This is a genomic window from Mesorhizobium sp. WSM4306 (genome assembly GCF_007003975.1).
Classification (GTDB): Bacteria; Pseudomonadota; Alphaproteobacteria; order Rhizobiales; family Rhizobiaceae; genus Mesorhizobium.
On sequence record NZ_VFTC01000038.1, the window covers coordinates 20,635 to 41,484 of the forward strand.

Sequence of the window (20,850 nt, forward strand, 5' to 3'; positions counted from 1 at the left end):
GCGCGGAGCGTGCGGACGGTTCCGCTTCATGTCGAAAGCGGCTTTCAGTCGAACGTCGCCAGCGGCTTGGCTTTGATCTCGACCCACTCGCAGCGCCGGGTGTCGTGGTAGAAGGACTCGAACGGCGGCGGCAAGGCCAGGTCGGCGAAGGCGCCGACGGGAATGGCGATGACACCGGGCTGCGTGTCGATGCGGTAGTGGACACTGGTGCCGCATTCTGGGCAGAAGTTATAAATGACGCGGCCGCCCTCGTCGCCGATGCGGGTGAACTGCTTCGCCCGTCCAGCGATCGACACGTCGCCTTCCGCGAACCGGACGTTGTAGCTGAAGGCGCTGCCGGTGCGGCGCTTGCAGTCCAGGCAATGGCAGACCGAGATACGCACCGGCTCGCCCGTACAGACGGCTGACAGTTGGCCGCAGAGACATTGCGCGCGGCGCGTGACCATAACGGGCTCCTCCCCTTCGAGACAAGGTTACTGCGTGTCGGCGCTAGCCCTCAACTCCGTACGCTTCTCGTCCGACACGACAGCCAGATCCAGCACCTTTTGCAGTTCGGCAGCGTGGTGGAAAGACGGTTCGGCCTGCACGCCGCTTGCGACCGCATCGACGAAGCGCTGGTAGTTGGTCGGCACCGTGCCGGCGTCGATCACCTGCCATTTGGCGGTTTCGATGTCGTCGCCGATGCACGCTTTCAACTCCGAGCCCTCGAGATTGTGCACGACCTCGATGCCGCCCTTATCGCCATAGATGCGCAAGCGCAGTTCGTTCATGTGGCCGGTCGCCCAGCGGCTGGCATGCACCACGCCAAAGGCGCCGTTGGAAAAATCCAGCGTCATGGCAAAACTGTCATTGGCGTCGAGGTCGTATTCGCCGATGCGGTTGCCCGGCGCCTTGCCGAAGGCGCGCAGCCGGCAGAAGACATGGTCGATGTCGAGCGCCGCGCCATAGCTGGCGAAATCGAGGATATGGATGCCGACATCGCCGAGCACACCATTGGAACCATGGCCGCGCGACAGCCGCCACAGCCATTTAGGATCGGTGCGCCAGTCGCCCCAGAATTTCGACACGAGCCAGCTCTGCAGATAGGAGGCCTCGACGTGGCGGACGGTGCCGATGTCGCCGGCCAGCACCATCTGCCGCGCCTTTTGCAAGGGAGCGACGTTGCGATAGGTGAGGTTGACCATGTTGACGATGCCAGCGGCTTGCGCCGCGTCAGCCATCTCGCTCGCCTTGCCGAAATTTTCCGCCAGCGGTTTTTCGCAGAGCACCGGCTTGCCGGCCGCAATCAGCGCCATGGTCGTCGGGTGGTGAATACGGTCGGGTGTTACATTGGCCACGGCATCGAAGCCGCCCCAATCGAGCGCGGCCTCCAGTGACGTAAAGCGCTTCGGGATCTTGAAGCCGTCGGCGAATTCGCCGACGCGCTTTTCATCGACATCGACAGCGCCAACGATCTCGACGCCGTCGATGGCGCTAAAGCGGCGGGCATGCTCCTGCGCCATCCAGCCGGTACCCAATATCAAAAGCCGCATCATTTGCACTCCGAGCGAAATTGGTTCGATTCAATCATATGGGACGAATGCGGTCTAGGCGACTCGGTACGGAAGCCGCCCACGCCTTTTTCTTGGATTTTGTTTTTAGCGGAAACCCGCTTCGCCCGAGGCGTGCAGCTTGCCGCCGCGCTCGACGATCGGCTCCAGCGCCTTGTCGACCGGCACATTCGGTGCATCCAGAATCGCCGATTTGGTGCCTTGCGGGTTGTGCGCCCACTTCACCGCGTTGCGCAGCACCTTCTGCACAGTGGCGTCGTGATAGGTCGGATAGGTCTCATGGCCCGGGCGGAAGTAGAAGACGTTGCCGCCACCGCGCCGGTAGGTCAGCCCTGAGCGGAACACCTCGCCGCCCTGGAACCAGGAGATGAAGACCGTCTCCAGCGGCTCCGGCACGGCAAACTGTTCGCCATACATTTCTTCGTTCTCGAGCTCGAAATATTCGCCGACGCCTTCGGCGATCGGATGGCTGGGGTTGGTCACCCAGAGCCGCTCGCGCTCGCCCGCCTCGCGCCATTTCAGCGTGCACGGGGTGCCCATCAGCCGCTTGAAGATTTTCGAGAAATGGCCGGAGTGGAGAACAATCAGCCCCATGCCTTCCCAGACGCGGCGAGCGACGCGCTCGACGACGTCGTCGGCAACCGCGCCATGGTCCTTGTGGCCCCACCAGACCAGCACGTCGGTTTCGGCCAGACGATCGGCCGGCAGGCCATGTTCGGGCTGTTCCAGTGTGGCGGTCGAGGCGGAGATCGCCTTGTCGGTGTTCAGCGCCTTGGCGATGGTCGTGTGCATACCCTCGGGATAGAGGGCGGCGACCACTTCACTGGTCCGCTCGTGGATATTCTCGCCCCAAACGACAGCGCGTATTGTCATGATGTCCTCGTGATTGTTTGAAGCTGGAGCCGCCGCGGTCCACTCATAGTATCCCCAGCCGGAATTGAAAACGCTTTCAATGCCGGCTGCTGACAATTGCGGGGAACGTCGAGATCATCGATCTCGGAGTAGCCGTGCGGAAAATACCATTTTAAACAGGATGATAGAGGCTCATCCTGCTAAAACGATTCAGGCGCGGCTGCCATCCGAGGCGACTTGCTTCAGCGTTTTCGACATGCGCGGCACCACGACGAGGCGCTTGATCTTGCCCTTCTTGTAGGCGGCGAGGAAGCGCGCATAGTCCTTGAAGGCCACGCAGCCATGGGATTCCGCACGGCCGCCGCGCAGCAGGTAGGAGTGGGCGAGCAGGCCGTCGCGGTCATATTTGTTGTTGCCGCTGGTTGGGGTGAGACGTATCGCCTCGACACCGTAGAAGCGCGATTCGCGCAGCTTCAAGTCATAGGTGCCGGGCGGTGTCGGGCCGACATTCTTGCGGTTGGCGTAGCGCGGCTGGTCGGCCATCGAGCCAATTCCCGAATGCGCCTCGAGCCGGGAGCCGTCCGGCATGTAGACGGTCTTGGCCGAGATGTCGTAGATGGCAACGCCGCCACCCATTCCGGGCGTGGCGAACAGATCCTTGAAGGCCCGGCCGACACCGCCAGCCGGGACATCCGGTTTGGCATAGGCCAGCATCTCGCCGGACTGCGCCTTCACCCGCTTGCCCGGCTTGGTGCGGATGGTCTCGCTGCCTGGCACGCCCGGCAATGCGGCGACGTCCTGGGAATTGCGCGGCGAGCGCGGCGACACAATGCCCGGCGACTGGGGTGCCACGGTCTCGGCCGACCTGGCGGTCTGTGGCTTGGCTGGTTGCGCCTTGGGCTTGCTGGGCGCCTCGGCAGGCTGAGGGGTTTCGGCGCGCGGACGCCGACCCGGCAGTGCAATGCTGCCCGGCAGATCGTCCTGCGGCGGCAGCGAAGCGACCTGAACCTCGGCCCGCTCAGGATGTTGCGCTCCGACGATTGCGGCCACGGCCAGCGGCGGCGCCAGCATGTCAGCGCCCTGATCCGGCAATGTGTTGGCCAGCGCCAGCGCCAAGCGGGAAGAGCGTTCGATCTCAGCCACTTCCGGCCCAAAGCGCTCCGAGGCCGGGCCATGTTGGTCGGGCATGCGGACTTCGGCGAAACGGGCAGCGGCCGGAAGGCTGGCAAGCATAAAGGGCGCATTCGAGGCCTTGGCGAAGGCGGCAGCCAGCTTTTGCGACGACAGCTTTGCCTTGGCCACCACGCCGTCGAAGCGCGCATCGCGCGGGGTGACACGTGCGATGCTGGTGTTTTGCGCCGTACCGATGTTTTGCGCGACATCGCCATTCGAGACATGCGCGGCCGGCTTCAACCGAGCCATCTTGCCGTCATGCCCGAAGCTCGCGGCGGCGCGCCTGCAGCCGGCGTCGCATTGGCTGAGCAGCGTTGCCTGTAATTTTTGTGCCGAAAGCCGCGGCGCCCACGAATTGGCAAGGCTGCGACGCGAATCGGCCAGCGTGGCGTTTGGCAGAAGCAGGCTTTGCGGCAAGGTGTTGGAAGCGGCGGTGAGCGAGGTTCCCAGCGAATAGAGGCCGGCCATGGTCGCCACCGACCACAGCGCAAGGGCCGCGCCGATAACCGGCACCACCACCCAGCGCTGGCCGGATCTCTTCGAAGTCAAACCCCGTTCAGGATTGTCGCCCCGGTCTTTCAAACGCAAAAACGCCATACAACCACTCTCAATCGGCATGCAGGCTTGCGACCCTCGCATCCGTGACATCCACAGTTCGCTGGTGCCCCCTGCACCTTTCGCGTCTGTTGCCGATTGAATCAAAAGATGGACAAAGTTGGTTAACCAATCCCTCCACCGGTCGCACATTGTGCGGCGGTCGATACGAAAAAAGAGCCCTCCATGGTCTGCGCCACGGTAGAAATGCTCTCCCTCACCCGCCTTGCTGCCCGTTTTTGGCTGCCAAGTCAAGGAAACGCAGCGTCAGCTTGCTGCAAGCCTGGGCTGATTGCCCGCTGATCGGCCGCTTCAATCAGTTGACCTTCCAGTGGCTGGAAGGTCTATCCGCCTTAGAGACAATGACCTCCGACGACGGATATTTACCGATGAGCATCGATATCACGACCGAAGAATCCGACCTCAAGTCGAACCCCTGCTGCGGATGGCTGATGACGGATGGATGGAGCGACGAGGACATGGCGCCGTGAGATGGACTGGGAAAGCGGCGCTGCTATTACTGGTCTGTGCCTTTGCGGTGGCCGCCTCTGCCGGCGACGGACCGATCGTGACGGCACGGCAGGCATCGATGAAGAAGATGGCGGTGGCCGCGAAAACCATCGCCGGCATGTTCGACGGCAGACAAGCCTATGACGCCGCGACCTTCAAGGCAGCGGCGCAATCCCTTCGCGCGCGCACCGGCCCTGCCCTGATTGCCGAATTTCCGAGCGCCTCGCTGGGGCCACCTTCGCAGGCCAGACTTGAGATCGATCAGTCGCCGGCGGAATTCGAGGCGCTGGCAAATCACATCGGGACGCTGGCCGACGCGCTGGCCGCCAAGGCCGAGAACGCGCCTGACCGCATTTCCGACGACATGCGCATGGGGGCCGGTCTGGCAATGGGCGGCGGCAGCCTGCTCGGCAAGCGCGCGATCCCGGCGGAAGCCGACCCGGCCAAACTGCCGGCGGAACATATCCTGCACCTCATCCTGCAGGATTGCTCAAACTGTCATTCGAAGTTCCGGCAAAGGACCGAGTGAAGCTGCCGATCACGCCAGCCACGCCTTGATCGCCGGGCGGGCGAGAACGGCGCGCATACGATCCTCGGCGTCCGGGACGGCTGGCGCCATCGGCGCGCGGGTCGGGCCGCAGTCGACGCCGATGACACGGAAGGCCGCCTTCATACCCGGCAGCACCCCGGTTTCGAGCAGCACTTCGACGAAGTCCTGCGACACCATCTGCAGCGCTTTCGCCCGCGCCAGGTCATCCACACGCACGGCCTGGTCGATCGCCACGTAGAGCCGTCCGAGCAGATTGTAGGTGGTGCCGATGCCGCCTTCGGTGCCGAGCATGCCGGCGGCGGCGTAGATCTCATCGAAGCCGTAGAAGAACAGCTTTTGCGGCTGCCGCTTGCGCAGTTGCGAATATTTGAACAGGTCGGTGGAGGTGTATTTGATGCCGACGACATTGCCGAGATCGAGCAGCCTGACCAGCAGCGCCAGCGGCAAGGGACGGCCGGTGCGCAACGGGATCTCGTAGACGATCAGCGGCAGGTCCGTCGCCGCTGCCAGCGCCTGGTAGTAGCCGTACACCTCCTCGTCGGAGAAGGGATAGGAATGCGGCGGCAGCGCCGACAGCGCATGATAGCCGAGCTTTTTCGCGTGCCGCGCCAGGCGGATGGAATCGCGCAAATTCGGCATGCCGACATGGGCGATCAGATTTATGTCCGCCCCCGCGGCACCGGCGAACACCACCTCCTGCTGGGCCAACAATTCATCCACCGTCAGCAGTCCGGACTCGCCGCTTGAACCGCCGACATAGAGGCCGGCCAGTCCCTGGCGCAGCACATAGTCGTTGATGCTGCGCTGGCGCTCGGGGTCGAACTCGCCGGTGTCGCTGAGGCCGGTCATCAAGGCGGCGTACATGCCGGCCAATTCTCTGGTCATTGCTAAGTCCTCGGTGCTGTCAGGATTGTCGCTGGGAAATCGGCGCCTGAACCACTGATTCCGGCTTCGGCGCTATGGCGTTGTTTCGGCGTGATCTTTTTCGACAGCCGGCTTGGGTTTCGCTGCATCAGTCAGGCCTCTCCGGCGTGGTGGCAGGCAACGAGGTGCCGGCCTGACGCGGGCGATCCGAAGTCGCGCGGTTGCGGATCCACCTTGCTGCAAATGTCGGTCGCTTTCGGACAGCGCGGATGGAAATGACAGCCGGACGGTGGCTTCGACGGATCGGGCACGCCTCCGCCAAGCACGATGCGCCGGCGCGTGCCGCCGGCCTTCGGATCGGGCACCGGGATCGCCGACAGCAGCGCGCGCGTGTAGGGGTGCAGCGGGCTGCCGAACACCGCCGCAGTCGTGCCGATCTCGACGATGCGGCCGAGATACATCACCGCGACGCGGTCGCTGAGATAGCGGATCATCGACAGATCGTGGCCGACGAACAGATAGGTCAGGCCGAGGCGCGCCTTGAGGTCGTCGAGCAGGTTGACGATCTGCGCCTGGATGGAGACATCGAGCGCCGAGATCGGCTCGTCGGCGATGATGAATTTCGGATTGGTGGCAATCGCGCGGGCAATGCCCACGCGCTGGCGCTGGCCGCCGGAGAGTTCGAAGGGATAGCGGTTGCGCAGCGCTTCCCTCAAGCCGACCAGCGACAGCAACTCGCTGACCCTGATATCGCGCGAGGCGCGGGTGCCGATCTTCTGGGCACGCAGGCCTTCACCGATGATGCGGCCAACGGTCATGCGCGGGTTGAGCGAACCGAACGGGTTCTGGAACACCATCTGCATGTCGCGGCGGCGCTGTTTCAGCTCGTCGCCGGTTGCGCCGGCATAGTCCCTGCCCTCGAAGACGATGCGGCCGGCGCTTGGCCGCTCGAGGCCAAGAACGGCGCGGCCGGTCGTCGACTTGCCGCAACCGCTCTCGCCGACCAGCGCCAGTGTTTCGCCGCGCAGCACTTCGAAGCTGACGCCGTCGACGGCATGCACCGCGCCGACCTGCCGCCTGAGCACGCCGCGCCGGATCGGAAAATGCACTTTGAGATCGGTGACGGTGAGCAGCGCCTCCTGCCCGGCCGCACCAACCGGCCTCAAAGCTGATGCGGCGGCGGGCGAGCGTGGCAAATGATCGACCTCGCGCCAGCGCCAGCAGGCAGTGGTGTGGCCGGCTTCGACCGTTTCCAGCGGCGGCTTTCGATCGCGGCAGCGCGGCTCGGCATAGTCGCAGCGCGGCGCGAAGGCGCAGAAGGTCGGCGGCAGCGTGACGTTAGGCGGCGCGCCCTTGATCGGCACCAGCCTGGCGTTGTCAGCCGTCAGCGACGGGATCGAGTTCAACAGGCCGATCGTGTAGGGGTGCGTCGTTGCCGAAAACAACGCGTCGACCGGCGCGCATTCGACGATCGAGCCGGCATACATCACGGCAACACGATCGACGAAGCCGGCGACGAGGCTGAGATCATGGCTGATCCAGATGATCGCCATGCCGAGCTGTTTTTGCAGGCGGGCGACCAGTTCAACGATCTGCGCCTGGATAGTGACGTCGAGCGCAGTCGTCGGCTCGTCGGCGATCAGGATCGACGGCTTGCAGACCAGCGCCATGGCGATGCCGATGCGCTGCAGCTGGCCGCCGGAGAACTGGTGCGGAAAGGCGCGCATGCGCTGCGGCCCGTTGGCGATGCCGACGAGATCCAGCATGTCGAGCGCCTGGCGTTCGGCCTCGGCCTCGCTCAATCCCTGATGCTCGCGCAACGCCTCGGTGAGCTGCAGGCCGATGGTCAGCACCGGGTTCAGCGACGACATCGGGTCCTGGAAGATCATGGCGATGTCGCGGCCGCGGATCTGGCGTAACTCACTGTCGGGCATGGCCAGCAGATCGCGGCCACGAAACAGCGCGCATCCCGCGGTGACACGTCCCGGCGGCTTGCGGATCAGGCCCATCAGCGTCTGCACGGTGACGGATTTTCCCGAACCGCTCTCACCGACAATGGCCAGCGACTCGCCTTCGGCAAGTTCGAAGGAGACGTCGTTGACGGCGTAGACGGCGCTGCCTTGCGGACCGAACTCGACGCTCAACCCTTGCACGGAAAGCACCGACTGCTGTCCGATCCCCTTGGTGGCCCTTTCAACGGCAAGTTCGTCGGCGCCCATCATTTGCCGCCCCCGCCCATGATGTGCTGCGGGTCGAGCACGTCGCGCAGGCCGTCGCCGACGAAGTTGATGCTGAGGACGGCCATGGCGATCATGGCGCCGGGCGGGATCCACATCCACGGCTGGCTCTCCAGGATCGACAGCGTGCGCGCATCGCGCAGCATGTTGCCCCAGCTCGCCGCCGGCGCCTGCGCACCGAGGCCGAGGAAAGACAGAGACGCCTCGAGCAGGATGACGGTCGCCACGTCGAGCGTGATCGCCACCAGGATCGGGCTCAGCACATTGGGCAATATGTGTTCGAGAATGATGACCGATGGCGATGTGCCGAGCGAGCGCGCGGCGAGGATGAATTCCTGGTTGCGCAAGGCAAGAATCTCGCCGCGCGTCAGCCGCGCGATGGACGGCCAGCTGAGCAGCCCGATGACCACCATGGTGTTGAAGATGCTGGGGCCAACGACGGCGACGAAAGCGATGATGATGACCAGGCGCGGAAAGGTCAGCACCATGTCGATCAGGCCCATCAGCAAGAGGTCGACCTTGCCGCCGAAATAGCCGGCGACGCAGCCGATGAAGATGCCGATCGCCGCCGAGATCGCCACGGCGACGAAGCCGACCGTCAGCGAGATGCGGCCGCCATAGAGGATGCGGGCAAAGATGTCGCGGCCGGTGCCGTCCGTTCCCAGCCAATGCATGCCGCCGGGCGGCTGGTTGCGGCCCCTGAGGTCGATGTCGTTTGGCCCGTAATGCGCGATCAGCGGCGCCAGCACGCAGGCGAGCACGATGATGGCGAGCATGATCAGGCCGAGCGTCGCCAGCCGGTGCTGCAGGAAGCGGCGCGCCGCCTCACCCCACAGGCCGCGCGAGGCGCCGGCGGCAGTGACCGAGATGTCGGCGGCGGTGGCGTCAGTCATAGCTCACCCTGGGGTCGAGCACGCTGTAGGCCAGGTCGGTGGCGAGGTTGGCCAGCATGACGATGATGGCGGTGATCAGCACGTAGCCCATGATGACGGGGCTATCCCGGTTGACCACGGAATCGATGAACATCAGGCCGATGCCCGGCCACTGGAAAATGGTCTCGATCACCACCGAGCCGCCGAACAAGGTTGGCAGAGCGAGGCCGAAGACGGTGACCAGCGGGATCAGCGCATTGCGCAGGCCATGGCGCAGCGTGATGGTGCTGGGACGCAGGCCCTTGGCCTTGGCGGTTCGCATATAGCTCTGGTTCAGCACTTCGAGCATGCCGGCGCGGGCATAGCGCATGAAGATGGCGGCGCGGAACAGAGCGAGTGCTGCCGCCGGCAGGATCAGATGCCTGAGATTGTCGATGAGCGAAAAACTGTCGCCAGCGGTCGAGATGCCGGACGACGGCAGCCAGCGCAGCTCGAGCGCAAAGACATAGACGAGCAGCAATCCCATGAAGAAATCCGGGATGGAGACGCCGACAAAACCGGAGAGCGTCAGCGAATAGTCGGTGAGTTTGTATTGCCGCAGTGCCGAGATCACGCCGAGCGTGGTGCCGATGACAAAGGCGACGAGCAACGCCACGCCCATCAGTTCCAGCGTCATCGGCAGCCGCTCGCCGATGATGTCGCCGACGCCGCGGCCATTGACGAAGGAGCGGCCGAGATTGCCGTGCAGGATCTGGCCGATCCAGTTGAGGTACTGGACGTAGAGCGGCTGGTCGAGGCCGAGCTCGCCGCGCCGCATGGCGATCAGCTCTTCGCTCGACGGTGCCTCCGCCGTGATCATCGCCAGCACGGCGTCACCCGGCATGGCATGCGCGATGGCGAAGACAATCACGGTGACGCCGAACAGCACTGGAATGCTGAACAGCAGTTTTCGCAGGAGATAGCTTAGCACCGGCCTCTCCTATGGTTGTTGAAGGCGGTTCTGAGACATCGGATCGTGAGGTTCCGGCGGAGTCCCACGATCTGCAAGGGTTTACGCGGTGGCTATTTCGCCACTTCCCACTTCTCGACTTCGTTGTAGACAGGGTGGTTGAAGATCACGAGCGGCTGCTGCTTGAAGTGCTGAGCAAGGCCGACGATGCGGTTGTTGAAGGCGAGCGGCCGCACCTCGTTCCACAGCCAGGCTTTTGGCAGCTCCTGATTGAGGATGCGCGAGGCCTCCTGATAGCTCACGGCCCGTACCGCGCGGTCGTTGGATTCCAACCCCTTGTTGAAGAGTTCGTCGACCTTGAGGTTGCAATAGCCCATGGCGAGAGGCTTGGCGCCACAGACGATCAGCGGCGAGCCGAGCGAGGGATCGAGCCCCATGCCTTGCGCGAAGAAGCCCATCTGGAAGCTGCCGTCGGCATAGACCTGGTTGATCGCCGCCGGGTCGAGCAGGCGCGGCTGGATGTTGACGCCGACGGCGGCCAGATAACTCTGGATTGCGGTGACGGTGTCGACGTTCATCTGGTCGGAATAGTAGTAGATGAAGTCGACCGGCTGGCTGGCATCCCAACCGGCATCGGTCAGCAGCTGCTTGGCCTTGTCGGGATTGTAGTCGTAGGGCTCGAGGTCCTTTGCGCGCGCCCAATCCTGCGGGAACAGCGTGTTCAAGAGCTCGCCGGCGCCTTGCTTGACCGTCTCGATGATGGCCTTGCGGTCGATGGCATAGAGAATCGCCTGGCGCACGCGCACATCGGCGAAGCGCTTGTTCTCCAGGTTGAACTGCAGGTAGGTCGGCAGGCCGGCGGAGAATTTCGGCAGTACGGTTAGATAGTCGAGCTTCTGCAGACGGGCGAGTTCGGAGACCGGCACGCCGCCGCCCTCATAGGACATGGCGTCGACCTCCTGCGTCTCGAGTGCTGCGATGATCGGCGGCACGTCCTTGTAGATCTGGTAGATGATGCGATCGAGCTTGGGCGCGCCGAGGAAATAGTCGGGATTGCGGTCGACCTCGACATACTGGTCGCTCTCGTATTTCTTCCAGATGAACGGGCCGGTGCCGACGCGGTTGACCCAGAAGGCGTTGCCCTTGACGTCGCCGGGTGCGACCTTGCCCAGAATGTGTTCGGGAAAGATGCTGATGGCGATAAGCTGCAGTTCGACCCAGAGCGGCTTGGCGCTGTCGAGCTCGATCTGGACAGTCATCTCATCGAGTGCTTTCACTCCGGCAAGCGAGGAGGCCGAGCCATCCTGGAAAGCCTTGTATCCGGCGACCGCGCCAAGCTTCTGCGCCCAGGGCGAGCCGACCTTGGGGTTGGCGTAGAGGTTGAGGCTGAATACCACGTCCTTGGCGGTGAACGGCGTGCCGTCATGCCATTTGACGCCGTGGCGCAAGCTGAAGATGTAGGTCTTGCCGCCGTCGGGCGTCTTCCAGCTCTCGGCCAGCATCGGTTGCACGCCGTCGCCCGTCCATTTGATGTGAACAAGGCCTTGCAGCACAGTCTCATCGAGCCGGTGGCCGCAGGTGGTGTGCAGCGTGCCCATCTCGATGCAACCGGTGCGCATCGCCGAGCGCAACGTACCGCCATCCGCGGCCTTCGCGGCGCCGGCCGCAAAGGTCAGCGCCAGCGCCGACAGAAAGCTCATCAACAGTCTTCTCATGGAATTTTCCTCCCGTTGCTTTCGCCTGCCGAAATCGAGGCCATGCCCCTGCTTCAGGTCGATTTCGCGCCAGGTCCTCGCCTGTCGCGCGACCGACGCCCATCGGCAAACGGCGACCTCCATCCCTTCGGTTGCGCAAGATCCTCGCTTGCGGCGACTGGTCTAATAGCTTAAAAGGTAGACCATGCACAATATGCCAGTACGAAAAAAACTGTCGGATGAAGTTCGCCTTCGCCTGGAGGCGATGATCCGCGACGAGGTCTATCCGGTCGGCGCCTCGCTGCCGTCCGAGCGCGACCTGATGTCGATGTTCGATGTCGGCCGTCCCTCGGTGCGCGAGGCGCTGTTTGCGCTGGAGAAGATGGGACTGGTGCGCATCAACAGCGGCGAGCGGCCGAAGGTGACCCGGCCGACGCCGAAGAACATGCTGGAGCAACTGACCGGCACGGCGCATCTGTTGATGGACCAGCCCGACGGCATCGGCCATTTCGAGCAATTGCGGCTGTTTCTCGAGGTCTCGATCGCGCGCCACGCCGCCGAGATGGCGACACGCGAACAGATCGACGCGCTGGCCGCCGCTCTGGCCGAAAACGAGCGTGCCATCGCCCGGGCGCGCGCCTTCGCTGTCACCGACGTCGCGTTTCACCGTGCCCTGACCGTCATCCCCGGCAATCCGATCTTCCTCGCCGCGCATGAAGCGCTGGTCGAATGGCTGATCAATCAGCGCATCCACATGGCTAATACGGAGATCGAAAACCGCAGGAGTTTCGCCGGCCACCAGGCGGTGTTCGAGGCGATCGAGCGCCACGAGCCGGAAGCAGCCGGCCAGGCGATGCGTGCGCATCTGGAAAACGCCCGGCGCAAGTTCAATTCAGGCTCAGGCAGATCGGACTAGCCCGGCTGACGCGCGGCGAGTGGCTTTACGCGACAGCGCACTGGCGCATAGCAAAAAGCCCGCCGTTCAAAGCCGGCGGGCTGGCATCAATCATGCAGTTCGATCCGATTGTCGCTAGCCACGACAACCGAATGTCGGCCTGCGGCGGCCGCGGGCGCTCAGACGGCGGGCTTCGACGAGATTGCAGCGACCGATCCGAGCTTGCCTGCTTTGGCCAGGCTCGGCTTTTCATAGGCTTTTTTCACAGATTCTCTCCTCGGATGACGGCATATGTTTCCCTTGCCGGGCCCGTCTTGTCAAATGCGACAGCAGGACATCGCAGGCCTCGGCAGCAACGCGTGCCCTTCACGCCGGCTCACGCTTGAGCGCCTGCGCCATGCAGTGGATGCCGCCGCCGGTCTTGGAGATCTCGCTCATGTCTATCGCCGCGACCTCGAATCCTCGCGCCTTGAGCTGGCCGATCAGCGACTGGCTCGAGGTCGGCGCGATGACCCTGTCCTTGCCGAGCGACATGAAGTTGCAGCCGAGCGCCATCGTGTCCTGGAACGGCACGTCGATGATCTCGTGGCCCTTGCCCTTCAGCCAGTCGACGATGCCCGGCTCTGTGCAGGCGAGACAGACGGCGGTGAGCTTTTCGGCGATCGGCACCACCATCAGGTCGATATGGACGTAGTACTCGTCGATGAAGGCTAGCCGTGTCTCCCAGCCCTCCTTGTCGAACCAGGCCTGCACCTGGCGGGCGCCCTCTTCCTGCGTGCGGGCGCCGCCGCAGCCGATCAGCACCACGCCCTCCTCGATGACGTTGAAGTCACCGCCCTCGAAGGTACCGGCGGTGACCATGTCGTAGATCGGGATGCCGAGTTTTTCGTAGGTGCGGATGGCAGCATAGTTCTCGCCGCGACGCCACCAATTGGCCATGGCGGTGATGAAAGCACCATAGGGCGTCATGACGCTGGAATCACGGGAATAGACCTGCATCGGCAGTTCCGGCGTCGGTTCGTGCCAGTGGATGTTGACGCCGAAATGCTCGTAGGCGGCGACAAGGTCCTTGTGCTGCGCCTGCGCGATCTGGACGTTGCACGGCGCCTCGCGCAGATGTTTGCGCGACAGCGAGCTGGTCGAGAGATGGCGCAGGAAATTGGGCGAGCCGAGCAGCACATCGGTCAAGATATCTGTTTCGTTGGCGAAGCCCCAGGCGGTGAGCGGCTTGGTGCCCCCGGCCGGGTTACGGCGCTGCAGCGAGAACGGTTCGGCGACGATGCGGTCATGGACGGTCATGGGGTTCTCCTCGTGTTGATGGTCATGCGGTGCCGGCAGACGGAATCCACCAGTCGCGCCCGCGCGCGGTGGTGACATATTCCGGCCAGCGGAAATTGATCGGCGGGTCATAGTCGCAAAGCGGCGCGATCCAGTTCGGGCCGCCGATGCCGCCGCCGGTGCGGGTGGTAAATTCATCCATCGCCGCATCGCGCGCGGTCTTGTCTTCGAGCAGGCGAAGGGCGGCAAGCGCAACCGTCTTGGCGGCACAAATGACCATCGGATCGATGGTGGCGGCAATGCCGCCCAGCGCATTCATCGCCCAGGACGGATAAGCATGGCCATCCGCCGAGCGCAACGCCGGGCGGGCGACATAGAAGCGGGCCGTCGGGGCGTGCCACGACATGTCAGTGTAATCGTCGGAGGTCGAGTTGATCTGCGAGGGCGGCAAATCGCGGCGCAGGATGGCCTCGGCGTCTTGCGGCGTGATCAGCCGCTCCATCTCGTCGATGAACGGGTTTTCGGTCGCGGTGCCGCCAGCATTGACCTGCACCTCGCGGGCAATCGCCTTCGCCGCCTCATCCCAGTGTGGCGCACCGACCGTGGACAGCGCTCCATAGGCGATCTCAGCCATCGCGTGATTGGCGAGCCCCGGCCGCGACTTCGACACCCAATGGCGCTCGTAGCGGCAGCCGCTGATCGCAGCGGCGGCTTGCGCGTTGCGGTCGAGCACGGCGGTAACCTGTTCGGCCATGGCAATGGTCGGCACGCGGATCATGTACTGGATCTCTGAGAGCCCCGCCGGCAGATTGTCGGCCGTAGCTTGTCCTGCGGTGAGGATCGCCTCGCTGATCGACCAGCCGCCCTGATGCGGCAGCATGGAATCGCGCAGCGCCTTGGAGGCCATGTACATGGTCATCAGCGCGTCGTTGGCGCCGGGCGCCCGCACCGCCGAATGCGCCTGCGGGATCGGCGCGCCATCACCCGCGCGGACCCAGTTTTCGGGTTCGTCGCAGACGAAGCGGTAGATCATCGCATAGGCAGCGCCGCAATGCGTGTCCCAGCGCGCCGTGTTGCAGAGCGGCAGCATGTAGAAAGGGTGGAACGAGATCATCCCGGCAAGGCCATCATAATAACCTTTGGCCGCATGGATCGGCTTCGAGCCCCTCACCTTTTCGGCCGGCTCACCGGTAAAGCGCAGCGTGCCTTCGATGCCGTGGCGCTGCATTGCCGCCTTGGTGGCGAGAAGCCCGCCGAGGCTGGCAATGCCAAGCCCGGAATGCGGATCGGTATGGCCGCCGGCCTCGCTGCCGAGGCCCGGGCGCGGCCGCTTCACCGTCGCCGCGTCCTGGCAATTGCCGGGCACGGCGTCGTATTCAGCGTACATGCCGATGGTCGGCCCCGGGCCATTCGTCCAATGAGCGCAAAAGGCGGTCGGCATGCCGGCCGAGCCTTCCTCGACCGAAAAGCCCTCATGCCTCAGACGCGCGACATACCAGGCGGCCGACTGGTATTCTCGCCAGGCCGTCTCGCCGAAATCGAAAATGGTGCGCGTCCACGCCGACAGCGATGGCTGGATGCCATCGAGACAGGCAAGCGCAGTGGCTTGCGCCGAGGTCGTCACCGGTTTCTCCATGCGGCCCAAGAAAGCAGTGAAGTGGCTTTCCAAAAAGTGATATGTTTTCCCGGTTCGTGCAAATTCGGTTCACCTGAGGCTTCTTGCGAATACCCTCCACACAGGCGCTGCGCGCCCTTGACAGCTTTGCCCGCCACGGCAGCGTCTGGCGCGCCGCCGACGAACTGCATCTCACCCGCAGCGCGGTCAGCCATCAGTTGCGGCTGCTCGAACGCGACCTCGGCTTCGACCTGCTCGAGCGCATCGGCAAGGGTGTCGCGCTGACCCCGCGCGGCCAGCGCTATGCCGCTGACGTGCGCAAGGCGCTGACCGTGCTTGGCGACGCGGTGACACGCCAGGCCGGCACCGGCGTCGGCGGCTCGTTCGCCGTCTCCTGCACGCCGGGCTTCGCCTCGCTGTTTTTATGCACCCATATCGGCGAGTTCCGGCAGATGTATCCGGATGTGGCGCTATCGATCCTGACACCAAGGCGGCTGGACGATGTCAGCAATCCCGACGCCGACGCCTTCATCGCCTTCGGCGTCGGCAACTGGCCGAACCGGGCGGTGGAGCTGCTCTGCGAAATCTCGTTCACGCCACTCTGCAGCCCGACCTTGCTCAACAAGGTCGGCGGCTTTTCCAAACCGGCCGACGTGCTGCGTGCCAACCTCCTGCATCTCGGCGACACCGAGGATTGGGCGCGTTGGCTGGCGCTGTCCAAGGTGGAAAACCCCGACACCGAAGGCGGTATTTTCTTTTCGGATATGAACCTCGTTTTTTCCGCGGCGATCGCCGGCCAGGGCATCGCCATGGGCGACGAGCTGACCAGCCGCCGGGCGCTCAGCGAAGGCCGGCTGGTGAAGCCGTTCGACATCGCGATCCCCTCGCCGCGCTCGTATTTTCTGGTGTCAGAGCACGCCAAGGCGAGCCACCCGGTGCTGGAGGCGTTCAGTGGGTGGTTGAGGTCGAAGCTGTCGGAGATTAGCTGATCTCCCCCCTTGAGGGGGAGATGTCGCCGAAGGCGACAGAGGGGGTCGCCGCGCATGAAGCGCCAACCTCCATCTGCGGCAGGATGTAGAGCCCAGTCGAACCGACCCCCCTCTGGCTGCTTCGCAGCCATCTCCCCCTCAAGGGGGAGATTTGGCGCCATCCGTGAATCAAATTTGCCGATCAGGCGAAAACTATTCGGTTGCGGTGAGCCGCCGCCCTGCCCTACGCTCAAGCCACGACTAAGGAAGAGGCAGGATGCAGCAACCCGGCCGGGCCGCAGAGATCAAGGCAATCGGGATCGGCAAGAGCTTCGGCTCGTTCCGTGCACTGGACAATCTGTCGCTCAACATCGGCCCCGGTGAGTTCCTGACTCTGCTCGGCCCCTCCGGCTCGGGCAAGACCACCTTCCTGATGATCCTGGCCGGCTTCGTGCAGCCGACCGAGGGCAAGCTTTTCAGCGACGGCGTCGACATCACCGAACGGCCGGCGGAGCAACGGGCCGCCGGCATGGTGTTCCAGGGCTATGCGCTGTTTCCGCACATGTCGGTCGAGGCCAACATTGCCTTCCCGCTCAAGGTGCGCAAGAAATCCGCAGCCGAGATCAAGCGCCGCGTCGCCGAAATGATCGAGCGCGTCGGGCTGAAGGGCCATGAGACGAAACTGCCGGCGCAGCTTTCCGGCGGCCAGCAGCAGCGTGTGGCGCTGGCGCGCGCTTTGGTGTTCGAACCGGGTGTGTTGCTCCTCGACGAGCCGTTCTCGGCGCTGGACAAGAGCCTGCGCGGCCAGATGCAGGCCGAGATGAAGCGGCTGCACCAGGAGACCGGCACCACTTTCGTCTTCGTCACCCACGATCAGAGCGAAGCACTGGCGTTGTCGTCGCGCGTCGCCATCTTCAACCACGGCAAATTGTTGCAGGTCGGCGCGCCGGACGAGGTCTATGACCGTCCCGCCAACCGCTTTGTCGCCGAGTTTTTGGGCGAGATCAACATGCTGCCGCTGAAGGGCGTGAAGCGCGCCGACGATGGCGCGACCGCACTCTGCGAGGACCGCGCGATCACGCTGCGCGGCAATGCCGACGCGGTGAACGGCAACGCCATTCTGGCGATCCGCCCCGAGCACATGTCGATCGCGCGCGAAGCAGCCGCCGGCGAGAACGGCATTGCCGCCACCGCCGTCGGCTCGACCTATCTCGGTGCGGCGACCAAGCTCGACCTGACAACGCGCCAGGGCGCCAAGGTGACCGTGTCGGTGCCGAACGAGGTCGCGGCCGCGGCGCTGAGCAAAGGCAATTCCGTCTGGCTGACTTGGCCGGCGGAAAAAGGTTTCCTCCTTCCGGACGGAGGATGACGACCAAACCGGCGAAGTCTTCCAGCAAAGAATCTGGAGCGCGCCATAACCACCGGACTGCCAACGAAAAAAGGGGAACTGACATGACAAACGAAACCAAAAAACAAGCGATCGACGGCCTGTCCGCCAGGGCAGCGCGCGGCGAGATTTCGCGCCGGCAATTCACGCAGCTTGCCGCTCTTGTGTTGGCCGGCACGCCGATGCTGTTGCGCTCGACCGGCGCCTTCGCGCAGGCCAAGGAACTGGTGCTGGTCAACTGGGGTGGCGATGCGCTCACCGCTTATGACGCCGCCTACGGCCAGGCCTTCACCAAGGACACCGGCATCACCGTCAAGATGGACGGCTCGGGCCCGACCGAAGGCGCGATTGCCGCACAGTTCAAGAGCGGTGCGCCGACCTGGGATCTGGTCGACGTCGACCCGTTCTCGGCCATCACGCTCGGCGCTCAGGGCGCACTCGAGCCGATCGACTACACCATCGTCGACAAGAAGAAGATGCGTGAGGGCTTCGGCTGGGAATACGCCGCCTCGACCTATTTCTTCTCCTATGTCATCGCCTATGACTCGGAGAAATACGGCAAGGACGCGCCGACCGGCATGGCCGATTTCTTCGACGTGAAGAAATTCCCGGGCAAGCGCTCGCTCTACAAATGGGGCGTGTCGAGCTGGGAAGCCGCTCTGCTCGCCGACGGCATCGCGCCGGTCTCGCTCTATCCGCTCGATTTGAAGCGCGCGCATGACAAGATCGCCGCCTTCAAGGAAAACGTCGTGGCCTATTGGGGCGGCGGCGCCGAGAGCCAGAGCGTGCTGCTCAACGGCGAGGCTTCGATGGCCATCGTCTGGTCGACCCGCGCCTCGCTGATCGAGCAGGACTCGGGCGGCAAGATCAAGTTCATCTGGGACCAGGGCCTGATCTCGCCCGGCGCACTCGCCGTGCTCAAGGGCAATCCTGGCGGCAAGGACGCGGCGATGAAGTTCATCGCCAGCACCCAAGATCCGCAAAAGCAGCTGGTGATGTTCGACAAGCTGGGACAAGGTCCGGCCAATCCGGCCACCGACGCGTTGATCCCGGCCGACAAGAAGCGCATCAACCCGGTCGACCCCGAAAACATGAAGAAGCAGATCGCGCTCGACATGGATTGGTACGCCAAGAATTACGGGGCAGCGCTCGACGAATATACCAAGATCATCTCGGCCTGATCAGGCCGGGACGATCGGGCCGAGATGAGAGGCACCCTCTCCGACAGGATGGGCGCGGCGCTGTTGATGGCGCCGCTGCTCCTGTTCCTTTTGCTGGCGTACGCCTGGCCGTTCCTCGGCGTCGTCAAATGGAGCGTCACGCTGCCGACGCCTGGCCTCGGCCAGTATGGCGCGCTCGCCACCGACGCGCTGGTGCAGTCGGTGTTCATCCGCACACTGCGCATTGCGCTGATCGTCACCGTCGTGTCTGTCGCGGCGGCCTATGCAATCACCATGGTGTGGGTGCGCGGCAGCCCGGCGCAGCGCATAGTCGCTGAATTCTGCATTCTCGTCCCGTTCTGGATCTCGGTGCTGACGCGCGCCTTCGGCTGGGTAGCGCTGCTCTCCAACCGCGGCCTGATCAACACCTGGCTGCAATCGATCGGCTTCATCTCCGAGCCGCTGGCGCTGGTACGCAACGAGTTCGGCGTCATCGTCGGCATGACGCATTTCCTCATTCCCTTCGCGGTGTTTCCGTTGGCGTCGGCCATGCGCAGCCTCGACGAGCGCGTGCTGCTGGCGGCGCGCGGGCTCGGCTCCAGCCGCATGCGCACCTTCTGGACCGTGTTCGTGCCGATGACGCGCTCAGGCATCATCGGCTCGGCGATGATCGTCTTCGTCTTCTCGCTCGGCTTCTTCGTCACGCCGGCGGTCCTCGGCGGCGGCCGCAGCGTGATGATCGCCGAGTTGATCTATCTCAGGATCTTCCAGAGCCCCGATTGGGGGCTGGGCGCGGCGATCAGCGTGGTGCTGGTGCTGTTTGTCGGCGCGCTGATGGCGGTGTTGTTCCGCTATGTCAGACCGAAGCAGCTGATCTGATGCCGACCTATCGCCCCGGCCCCGTCTCGCTGATCCTCGCCGTGCTGGTGGCGCTGTTCCTGCTGCTGCCGCTGCTGGCGGTCATTCCGGTGTCGCTGACGCCGAGCCGCATGCTGGCGATGCCGACAGGCGAACTGTCGCTGCGCCACTACCGCTCGCTGATCGAGGATCCGCGCTGGCTCGACGCCATCCTGCTGTCGATCCGCATCGGCATCGTCAGCAGCGTCATTTCCACCGTGCTGGCGCTCTGCTTCAGCCTTGGCGTCTGGATGTTCCAGCCGCGCTTTACCGCAGCGCTCGTTGGCTTTGTCCTGTTACCGATGGTGGTGCCGCCGGTGGTGTCGGCGATCACGCTCTACTTCCTGCTCACCTCGATCTCGGGCATGAGCTCCTTCTTCGGTTACGACACATGGCTCGGCGTCGCCATGGCGCATTCGGTGATGACAGTGCCCTTCGCCACGGTGCTGATTCTGGTCTCGCTCAGCCAGCTCGACCGCCGCATCGACCTCGCCGCACGCGGCCTCGGCGCCAGCGTGTGGGAGCGCGCGACGCGCATCATCATGCCCAACATCAAGTTCGGCATCGTCACCGCTGCCCTGCTCTCCTTCGTGCTGTCCTGGGAAGAAATCGGCGTCACTTTGTTCATCACCTCGGTCAACGCCATCACGCTGCCCAGGCTGATGTGGATGGGCTTGCGCGACAACATCGACCCGGCGATCGCAGCCCTCTCGGTGATCCTGATCATCATCACTGTGCTGATGCTGGCGGCGAGGAGCGTGGTGGTGAAGGCGCGCGGGAGCTGACGGTTCAATCGGGCGCCTGA

Annotated in this window: 19 protein-coding genes; 8 read left to right on the plus strand and 11 right to left on the minus strand. The window is 64.1% G+C overall.

All coding sequences use genetic code 11. From position 1 onward, the window contains the following. Positions 1-44: 44 nt before the first annotated feature. From FJV77_RS29235 to FJV77_RS29250, 4 genes are all read right to left on the minus strand, one after another. Entirely contained in the window at positions 45-446 is a 402-nt protein-coding gene (locus tag FJV77_RS29235) for a GFA family protein (protein WP_142869853.1), read from the minus strand. A gap of 27 nt (positions 447-473) precedes the next feature. Beyond that, positions 474-1,532, minus strand: coding sequence for a Gfo/Idh/MocA family oxidoreductase (locus FJV77_RS29240; protein ID WP_142869872.1), 1,059 nt, complete (start codon positions 1,530-1,532; stop codon positions 474-476). Between the two features lie 105 nt (positions 1,533-1,637). Next, positions 1,638-2,423: a ThuA domain-containing protein gene (locus tag FJV77_RS29245; RefSeq protein WP_142869854.1), complete on the minus strand. Its 786-nt coding sequence runs from the start codon at positions 2,421-2,423 to the stop codon at positions 1,638-1,640. Positions 2,424-2,612: 189 nt separating this feature from the next. Continuing rightward, positions 2,613-4,124 carry a DUF2778 domain-containing protein gene (locus FJV77_RS29250; protein ID WP_246691413.1) on the minus strand — a complete coding sequence of 504 codons (1,512 nt, stop codon included), beginning with the start codon at positions 4,122-4,124 and terminating at the stop codon, positions 2,613-2,615. Between the two features lie 317 nt (positions 4,125-4,441). On the opposite strand from FJV77_RS29250, the gene FJV77_RS29255 reads away from it, so the two are divergent. Both FJV77_RS29255 and FJV77_RS29260 read left to right on the plus strand, forming a co-directional pair. Then, positions 4,442-4,660 carry a hypothetical protein gene (locus FJV77_RS29255; protein ID WP_142869856.1) on the plus strand — a complete coding sequence of 73 codons (219 nt, stop codon included), beginning with the start codon at positions 4,442-4,444 and terminating at the stop codon, positions 4,658-4,660. Then, the gene (locus tag FJV77_RS29260) at positions 4,657-5,208 is read left to right on the plus strand and encodes a cytochrome c (RefSeq protein WP_246691414.1); all 552 of its coding nucleotides are present in this window, start codon (positions 4,657-4,659) and stop codon (positions 5,206-5,208) included. The genes FJV77_RS29255 and FJV77_RS29260 overlap by 4 nt, the downstream gene beginning before the upstream one ends. Before the next feature lie 9 nt (positions 5,209-5,217). Here the strand turns inward: FJV77_RS29260 and FJV77_RS29265 are convergent, their stop codons facing one another. The 5 genes from FJV77_RS29265 to FJV77_RS29285 all read right to left on the minus strand — a co-directional run bounded on the left by FJV77_RS29265 (position 5,218) and on the right by FJV77_RS29285 (position 11,866). Next, a complete protein-coding gene (locus FJV77_RS29265) occupies positions 5,218-6,114 on the minus strand; it encodes a dihydrodipicolinate synthase family protein (protein WP_185970465.1) in 897 nt (298 codons plus the stop codon). Positions 6,115-6,245: 131 nt separating this feature from the next. Continuing rightward, positions 6,246-8,315, minus strand: coding sequence for a dipeptide ABC transporter ATP-binding protein (locus tag FJV77_RS33165; protein ID WP_246691415.1), 2,070 nt, complete (start codon positions 8,313-8,315; stop codon positions 6,246-6,248). Continuing rightward, positions 8,312-9,223: an oligopeptide ABC transporter permease gene (gene opp4C / locus FJV77_RS29275; RefSeq protein WP_142869858.1), complete on the minus strand. Its 912-nt coding sequence runs from the start codon at positions 9,221-9,223 to the stop codon at positions 8,312-8,314. The genes FJV77_RS33165 and opp4C overlap by 4 nt, the downstream gene beginning before the upstream one ends. Continuing rightward, positions 9,216-10,172, minus strand: a complete 957-nt coding sequence (locus FJV77_RS29280; RefSeq protein WP_142869859.1) for an ABC transporter permease — start codon at positions 10,170-10,172, stop codon at positions 9,216-9,218. Before FJV77_RS29280 ends, opp4C begins: the two co-directional genes overlap by 8 nt. A 92-nt stretch (positions 10,173-10,264) precedes the next feature. Further along, positions 10,265-11,866, minus strand: a complete 1,602-nt coding sequence (locus FJV77_RS29285) for an ABC transporter substrate-binding protein (protein ID WP_185970466.1) — start codon at positions 11,864-11,866, stop codon at positions 10,265-10,267. Between the two features lie 184 nt (positions 11,867-12,050). Here FJV77_RS29285 and nanR point away from each other — a divergent pair, with 184 nt between their 5' ends. After that, positions 12,051-12,761 (plus strand): transcriptional regulator NanR, encoded by a 711-nt coding sequence (gene nanR, locus FJV77_RS29290; protein ID WP_185970467.1) that lies wholly within the window; start codon positions 12,051-12,053, stop codon positions 12,759-12,761. Positions 12,762-13,106: 345 nt separating this feature from the next. On the opposite strand, the gene FJV77_RS29295 is transcribed toward nanR, so the two are convergent. Both FJV77_RS29295 and FJV77_RS29300 read right to left on the minus strand, forming a co-directional pair. Then, the gene (locus FJV77_RS29295; protein ID WP_142869861.1) at positions 13,107-14,039 is read right to left on the minus strand and encodes a dimethylarginine dimethylaminohydrolase family protein; all 933 of its coding nucleotides are present in this window, start codon (positions 14,037-14,039) and stop codon (positions 13,107-13,109) included. 22 nt (positions 14,040-14,061) lie between these two features. Continuing rightward, a complete protein-coding gene (locus FJV77_RS29300; protein WP_185970468.1) occupies positions 14,062-15,654 on the minus strand; it encodes an amidohydrolase in 1,593 nt (530 codons plus the stop codon). A gap of 83 nt (positions 15,655-15,737) precedes the next feature. Here FJV77_RS29300 and FJV77_RS29305 point away from each other — a divergent pair, with 83 nt between their 5' ends. The 5 genes from FJV77_RS29305 to FJV77_RS29325 all read left to right on the plus strand — a co-directional run bounded on the left by FJV77_RS29305 (position 15,738) and on the right by FJV77_RS29325 (position 20,830). Continuing rightward, positions 15,738-16,622: a LysR substrate-binding domain-containing protein gene (locus FJV77_RS29305; RefSeq protein WP_142869863.1), complete on the plus strand. Its 885-nt coding sequence runs from the start codon at positions 15,738-15,740 to the stop codon at positions 16,620-16,622. A 256-nt stretch (positions 16,623-16,878) separates the two neighbouring features. Next, positions 16,879-17,970 (plus strand): ABC transporter ATP-binding protein, encoded by a 1,092-nt coding sequence (locus FJV77_RS29310; RefSeq protein WP_142869864.1) that lies wholly within the window; start codon positions 16,879-16,881, stop codon positions 17,968-17,970. Between the two features lie 83 nt (positions 17,971-18,053). Then, on the plus strand, positions 18,054-19,169 hold the full coding sequence (locus tag FJV77_RS29315) for an ABC transporter substrate-binding protein (protein ID WP_142869865.1): 1,116 nt from the start codon (positions 18,054-18,056) through the stop codon (positions 19,167-19,169). Positions 19,170-19,193: 24 nt separating this feature from the next. Then, a complete protein-coding gene (locus tag FJV77_RS29320) occupies positions 19,194-20,027 on the plus strand; it encodes an ABC transporter permease (RefSeq protein WP_142869866.1) in 834 nt (277 codons plus the stop codon). Further along, the gene (locus tag FJV77_RS29325; protein WP_142869867.1) at positions 20,027-20,830 is read left to right on the plus strand and encodes an ABC transporter permease; all 804 of its coding nucleotides are present in this window, start codon (positions 20,027-20,029) and stop codon (positions 20,828-20,830) included. Before FJV77_RS29320 ends, FJV77_RS29325 begins: the two co-directional genes overlap by 1 nt. Positions 20,831-20,850: the final 20 nt, after the last annotated feature.